The organism is Betaproteobacteria bacterium (genome assembly GCA_009377585.1).
Lineage (GTDB): Bacteria > Pseudomonadota > Gammaproteobacteria > Burkholderiales > WYBJ01 > WYBJ01.
The window spans coordinates 1-6,143 of the sequence record WHTS01000027.1; the positions used below are offsets into that span (position 1 = coordinate 1).

The 6,143-nt window shown below is 64.0% G+C and carries 7 protein-coding genes and 1 pseudogene; 3 read left to right on the top strand and 5 right to left on the bottom strand.

The window, feature by feature from the left end; genetic code table 11:
• Positions 1 to 225: 225 nt before the first annotated feature.
• Positions 226 to 555, bottom strand: a complete 330-nt coding sequence (locus tag GEV05_11170; GenBank protein MPZ43947.1) for a hypothetical protein — start codon at positions 553 to 555, stop codon at positions 226 to 228.
• 151 nt (positions 556 to 706) lie between these two features.
• Between GEV05_11170 and GEV05_11175 the strand changes: the two genes are divergently transcribed.
• From GEV05_11175 to GEV05_11185, 3 genes are all read left to right on the top strand, one after another.
• A complete protein-coding gene (locus tag GEV05_11175) occupies positions 707 to 1,561 on the top strand; it encodes a hypothetical protein (protein MPZ43948.1) in 855 nt (284 codons plus the stop codon).
• Positions 1,562 to 1,564: 3 nt separating this feature from the next.
• Positions 1,565 to 2,071, top strand: coding sequence for a hypothetical protein (locus GEV05_11180; protein ID MPZ43949.1), 507 nt, complete (start codon positions 1,565 to 1,567; stop codon positions 2,069 to 2,071).
• A 599-nt stretch (positions 2,072 to 2,670) separates the two neighbouring features.
• A complete protein-coding gene (locus GEV05_11185) occupies positions 2,671 to 3,831 on the top strand; it encodes a tripartite tricarboxylate transporter substrate binding protein (GenBank protein ID MPZ43950.1) in 1,161 nt (386 codons plus the stop codon).
• 2 nt (positions 3,832 to 3,833) lie between these two features.
• Here the strand turns inward: GEV05_11185 and GEV05_11190 are convergent, their stop codons facing one another.
• The 4 genes and pseudogenes from GEV05_11190 to GEV05_11205 form a co-directional block, all read right to left on the bottom strand.
• A complete protein-coding gene (locus GEV05_11190; protein MPZ43951.1) occupies positions 3,834 to 4,598 on the bottom strand; it encodes an enoyl-CoA hydratase/isomerase family protein in 765 nt (254 codons plus the stop codon).
• Between the two features lie 30 nt (positions 4,599 to 4,628).
• A pseudogene (locus GEV05_11195) lies at positions 4,629 to 4,829 on the bottom strand (SDR family NAD(P)-dependent oxidoreductase).
• A complete protein-coding gene (locus tag GEV05_11200; protein MPZ43952.1) occupies positions 4,823 to 5,260 on the bottom strand; it encodes a DUF296 domain-containing protein in 438 nt (145 codons plus the stop codon). The pseudogene GEV05_11195 and the gene GEV05_11200 overlap by 7 nt, the downstream one beginning before the upstream one ends.
• A 235-nt stretch (positions 5,261 to 5,495) precedes the next feature.
• On the bottom strand, positions 5,496 to 6,059 hold the full coding sequence (locus GEV05_11205) for a hypothetical protein (protein MPZ43953.1): 564 nt from the start codon (positions 6,057 to 6,059) through the stop codon (positions 5,496 to 5,498).
• Between the last annotated feature and the right edge of the window lie 84 nt (positions 6,060 to 6,143).

Here is a 6,143-nt window from a genome sequence, read left to right on the forward strand (position 1 = left end):
GGCCATGGGCATGCGCAACAGTCTGCGCCGCAAGGTGGGCTTGCCGGAAATGGACCTGTCGACCGAGACCGCCGGCGCGAACTTGCGCTTGACGGGGATCATAGGCTACGCCTGCCGGGGCTGGCCCGGCATGAGATCCACGGGGTTCATGACCCCAGACGACGCGAAGTGGGCGCGGTATTACCGCGACCGCATCGAGCCGTCCGTTACGCCCAAGAGCGAAGGCTAGTACAGCGTGATGGAGCCGTCCTTTCGGATGAACGGATTCAGGAGCCCGGCAGCATGCAATTGATCGGTTACTTCCGCCAGCCCCTCTCGCGCGTCGCTCGACAAGGCGTTGATGTCGATGCCCAGTTCGGGATCGTGAAGCGTGGCCACGAAGGCGCTCATGCTCTCCGTCAATGCCGCGATAGTGGCGACGGCCCCGCGGGTGTCCAGTTCGAACACGGCGTACGGTGCGAGGACATGCGGATAGTTGGGACTGCCGGGCTTAAGGGGCAGACGGGGCTTGCTTACGACCGGCCTAAGTTGGATCGGCTTGCGGGATGTTTGCACGGCTTTGCTCCTGTTTGCACGGCGCCGGAATTGGCACCGTGGGGGCGGATCATGCACGAATCGCCCCGGGGCGTCAATGCCGTTGTCATAGTAGCAACATGTTGCGAATATCGCACCGATTTTTTGGTCTTACTTGAGAGAGGAAAGCATCATGAACGACGCACCCAGCAACACACCCACGTCGGCCGCGGTTGACGCAGGTCAAGCCCGCGCCGAAATCGCCAAGTTAAAGTCCGACCCCGCTTTTCAGTCCTCATGGGGGAGCGGCAATGCGGATGCACGTCAGCGGATGCATCAGTTGCACCAAGCCGCCTATCCCGGGAGTTTCAATCCCAACGACGGCACCATGTCATCCGACGCCCCTGCCGGCCCCACGGTCGCGGAGCAAGCTCAAACGCGCATAGCCGCGTTACGCAAGGATCCCGAGTGGGCGAAGCGGTGGGCGAACCGCGACGCGCAAGCGCGTATGGAGTTCGATAGCCTCATGCAAAAAGCGTATCCGGGCGAGACATCGACTTCGATCGATCCGACCGTGCCCGCCCCGGACGCGACGGCGCAGGAGATTGACGCAGCCTTCAAACCCGCGCAGCCGCACGAGTACGAGATGCCGGTCATCACCGACGAGGCAGGCAACCACGGGCCCAACGAAACGAGGGCGGCGCAATACTTCGGTGAAGCCCTCAGCGTCGGCGGACTCCCGCGCGAGATTGGCAGCCACATTCTCCGCGAGGGCGCCCGGGCCGACGCCATTACCCGCAACATGACCGACGCGCAATTCCAAACCTATGCCGACCAGCAGCGCGGCATCCTCGAAAAAATGTGGGGAGAGAAAACCAGCGCCAACATCGAATTGGCGAAGCGCCTGGTTCACGAGATTGACGAAGCCAAGCCGGGATTGAAGGCGGTGCTCAACGCCATGCCGGGCGTGCAGGCGAACGCCAATGTCATCGCGCAGCTATACATGCAAGCCCAACGTCTCTTCGACCGTAACGTGAAAGGAAAATAAGCCATGGCAGCCATCACCCCGTTTCTTCAAATAGCAGGTACCGCGTTCTCAGTCGCCGGGGCCATCTCGGGCGCGAGCTCTCAGGCCAACGCCGCCAAGTACAACGCGCAGGTAGCCGAGCGCAACGCGCAGGTGTCCCGGGCCGGCGCGGCCGCGGACGCACAAACGCTAGACCGTCGAGCCAGGCAACGCATCGGTGCGGCTCGAGCAGCTTACGGAGCGGCAGGCGTGGACCTTGAGGGCAGTCCTTTGGATGTCCTGGAGCAAAGCGCCGCTGAAGCGGAAATGGACAAGATGAACATTCTGTACAAGGGCGAGCTCCAAGCCATGGGCATGCAGGACACTGCGGCTCTGAACCGATCTCGCGCTGACGCTGCAATCGGCGAGGGCGTCTACGGCGCGGGCCGCGCGCTGTTGATCGGTTCCGTCCCAGGCGCCACACGCGGCGAGTACCTGTACGACGACGAAGGGCGCATAGTTACGAGGCGCGGCGATTTGAAACGCCGGTGAGATGCTAACGCCCCGATGTCCCGTCCACTACCGGGGGGCCGTCGTCTGGCAGGTGGGCACAAGTGGCTCACCTTCCCCCGGTGGGCGGCGATGACGACCTTGGCGGCGCCCGGCTGATGAGGTTGTGCGTGACGTGGCCGCGCGCATTGACAGCGCTATGGGGAATCCCATAACGGGAGCCCCCAGCCTTCAATCGTCGAGGCTCGACAGTTCGGCGCCTTCGGTGAAGTTCGACACCGCCGCCAGCATCGCGGCTCGAAGGCTTGGCACCCCACGCATCCTCGAAGCCATGTGATGAGCCAGTCCAATCCCCCGGGCGCACCGTGGAGTGCCGACGATCACATTCAACATCTACCTGGCCGGTGGGCTGGACACGCGCTAAACAGAACGCTGCACAAACCGCAAACCGAGGGTTATTCAATGGGGGTGCGAACCGGAAGAATATCTCGTCTAGTCAATATGATACGAGAATTCCCCCGAACGCATGCGTCGTGATACGAAAACACGGCACCTCCCGCATTTTGCGGAAAGCTCGAACAGGATAGCCGGCACCTGCTTTCGGCCGTACGGAAAACCGGGCGATAGTATCGAACGCCGACATGAATCGCACGCACGGCGACGATGTGTCATGGCACGATCGACACGCCGCGACGAACCGCAAACGCCTTGCCCTTTATCATAGGAGCGGCGGCCGCAGTCAGCACAGCGTGCCTGGCATGCCACGCCGGTCGCGCTCAGCGCGACCGGTTCGCCCCGCTGCCACCGCGGTTCACGCCGTTGTCATGGAGGAGGGCCAGATGAAGAGAAGTGCGTTGTTCGCCGTTGCCGTGGCTGCCTGCATTCTGGGCACGAATGCATGGCCGCAAAGTTATCCGGCCAAGCCGATCCGCTTGATCACGCCATTCTCACCCGGCGGCGGCACGGACACGCTCGCGCGCTACATCGGCACGCGCCTGACGGAATCGTTCGGGCAGCCGATCGTGGTGGACAATCGTCCCGGCGCGGGCGGAAACATCGGCGCCGAGATGGCGGTGCGCGCCGAGCCGGATGGCTACACGTTCATCATCGTTTCCGCCACGTATGCCGCGACCTCGGCGTACCGGCCGCCGAATTTCGACCCGATCAACGACATCACGCCGGTCATATTGCTCGGCACGACGGGCTTGTTGTTCACCGCCCACCCCAGCATCAACGTGACCAATATTCAGGGCCTGATCGACTACGCACGGGCGAATCCGGGCAAGATCAACTTCGCCACGGTCGGCGCGGGCAGCAACGTGCACCTCGCGCTCGAGCTCTTCAAGCTCATGACGAAGACGAACATGGTGGCGGTGCCGTACAAAGGCGGCGCACCGGCCATGACGGCGATCGTCGGCGGCGAGATCCAGGCCACTGCCATGAGCATGGTGCCGAGCATGCCGCACGTTAAATCGAGGCGCGTGCGCGCGCTTGCGGTCACCACCGCGAAACGCTCGCCGTTTCTGCCCGACGTGCCCGCCGTGAGCGAGACCGTGCCCGGCTATGAAGCGAGCCACTGGTATGCGATGTGGGGGCCGAAGAACTTACCGAAGGCCATCGTCATGCGCTGGAACAGCGCCATTGCCAAGCTGCTCGCCACACCCGAGGCGCAAGCCCGGTTCAAGAACGAAGGCCTGGCGATCGCCGCCGGCCCGCCCGAACAGTTCGCGAAGCTCAACCGGGAGACGATCGAAAAGTGGCGGCGCGTGATCCGGGAATCGAACATCCGACCCGAAAAGTAAAATTACCTGCCTTTCCAGCGCGGCTTGCGTTTCTCCTTGAAGGCCGTTGCGCCTTCTCTCGCGTCTTCGCTCACGGGCAGCGGCGCACAGACCTGCTTGCCGACTTCCAGCGCCGCATCCAGGCCCATGTTGAGCGTGTGCCGCACCACCTGGCGCACGGCGATGACCGAGAGCGGCGCGCATTCGACGATCTCGTCCGCCATCGTCAACGCCGCCGGTATCAGCTCGGCGCGCGGCACCACCCGGTTCACGAAGCCGATCTCGTAGGCGCGTTGCGCGCTGATCGTTTTTCCCGTCAGCATCAGCTCGAGCGCCAGGCGGCTGCCGATCATGTGGATCATCGGTGGCGACCATGCCACGCCGCGTCCGAGCTTGGGCTCGGTGATGCCGAAGGTCGCGTTGTCGGCGGCAATGCACAGGTCGCACATCTGAGCGAACACCCAGCCGCCGGCGATTGCCACGCCGTTCACCGCGGCGATGACGGGCTTGCTCACGTGCATGGTGTCGCCGAGCGTGGGCAACAGCGGTATCGGTGCCTCGCCCTGCGCCGCGATTTCCTTGAGATCCCGACCGGCCGAGAACGCCTTGTCGCCGGCGCCGGTGAGTATGGCCACCCTGAGCTGGGGGTCGGAATCGAAGCGCCTGAAGGCCTGCTCGATCTGCGCGCAGGCCGCGAGATTGATCGCGTTGCGCTGCTCGGGCCGATTGATGGTGATGAGGGCGCAGGAGCCGCGCACTTCGAAGAGGATTTCGGACGGGGTCTGCATTCGTAGTTCCTTTCGCGGGCGTCGTATTGCCGGGTCCTCAATGGTACCTACGATTGCAGTCGGTTCCCGCGCAGTCGCTTCCCGGCTATCGCGGGCGCCCTTCAGCCGCTGCGCAGCCATTGCGATGAGACCCACGTCGGCGCCGTCGGCGGCGAACGCGCGGACGAGGGCCCGTCCGACGCCGGCACTGGCGCCGGTAATGGCCACGACGCGGCGCGCGGCAGTCACGATTCGATTCGGATCAGCGCGAGCCCGGTCTCAGGGTCGTGGGCGCGTTTGAGGTGCGCGGGCGATTCGGTCAGCATCAGCTCCAGCGTGGGCCGAACGTACGCTTCCAGCAGATGCCCGCCCAGGGTCGAGCCGTCGCGCCGGCCCAGAACGGCATGCGCGTGCACCTTGCGCTTGCCTTCCTGCAAGGCGATATCGCCCGCAGCCGTCAACACCTCCACCTGCTCGTCCACGGGAATCTTCAAGTATTCCTTCTGCTCCCAGCTGAAATAGCCGAGAGTCGCGCGACTGAATGCACCGATGGCCGTGAAGTGCGCCGCATCGAGACCTTGCTCCTGCGCGAATCGCTCCAGCGTCGAAACCACCTCGTCGCCGGTATCGAATACGAGAGCGATCGTGCGACTTTCGCCTTCACCGAGAAATTTCGTGCGCATGTTTCACCTTCTGCCGGGTTCGGAGCGCTGAACCAAGCAGCCGGTGTGCCCTTGCGGCAGGGCGGGGATGGGCCGGATCACGTCATTCCCGTGTAGGCGGGAATCCATAGGATGCCGTTGAAGCTCCTGGACGCCCGCGTTCGCCGGCGTGACGATAAAGGCGTAGGTCGGACCTCGCGTCGCCGAGCGGCTCCCAGAGATTCTCGAAGACGGCGAGAACGGCCTGCCCGGCGCCCTACGCCGGCTCGAACACCGCCAGGCATTTGGGCGCGTTGAACATCCAGGTTTCCACCCAGTCGAGAATCTGCGCCTTGTAGTTCAGCTCGGCCATGGCGCCGGCGAGGCATACCCAGTTGAGCACCTCCTGTTGCCCGGCTTGCTCCATCTGGGCCAACGGGGTGTTTTTCCAGCCCATGTAGTCGCCCGCACGCAGTTTCTCCAGCATGGCGCGATCCGCCTCCAGGTCGGGATAGATCCAGTTGTTCTTCTCCGTGAGGAACGCGTGCGACCAGCTCGACGAGGCCATCAGCACCACCCGCCACGGGCTCTCCTTGAGCACGCGCGCGGTGGCCTGGCCCATCTCGAAACAGCGCCGCGGCGAGGGCGAGGGCGGGTCCGGTTGGTCCGAATATTCCTTGAAGCCGCCGCGATAACGAATCACCGCGCTGCCATAACAGTTGACCGCGACCGGCACCACGGGAACGTCGAATCCGTTGCGGTCCAGATCCAGGTAGAGCAGGGTGTTGGCGAAGGCATGGCCCAGGCCGTCCTCGTGCAGCGGCTTGTAGGCATACGACATATCGATGCCTTCCTCCAGCAGGCGCTTGGTGAGGAAGCGCCCGGCCTGGGGATGGCCGCGCTGCTTGAACGTCTTGTCCGCCGG

Coding starts and splice junctions, on each gene's coding strand:
- GEV05_11200 (MPZ43952.1), bottom strand. CDS start 5,260: ATGCGCACGAAATTTCTCGGTGAAGGCGAAAGTCGCACGATCGCTCTC.
- GEV05_11205 (MPZ43953.1), bottom strand. CDS start 6,059: ATGTCGTATGCCTACAAGCCGCTGCACGAGGACGGCCTGGGCCATGCC.
- GEV05_11175 (MPZ43948.1), top strand. CDS start 707: ATGAACGACGCACCCAGCAACACACCCACGTCGGCCGCGGTTGACGCA.
- GEV05_11180 (MPZ43949.1), top strand. CDS start 1,565: ATGGCAGCCATCACCCCGTTTCTTCAAATAGCAGGTACCGCGTTCTCA.
- GEV05_11190 (MPZ43951.1), bottom strand. CDS start 4,598: ATGCAGACCCCGTCCGAAATCCTCTTCGAAGTGCGCGGCTCCTGCGCC.
- GEV05_11185 (MPZ43950.1), top strand. CDS start 2,671: ATGAATCGCACGCACGGCGACGATGTGTCATGGCACGATCGACACGCC.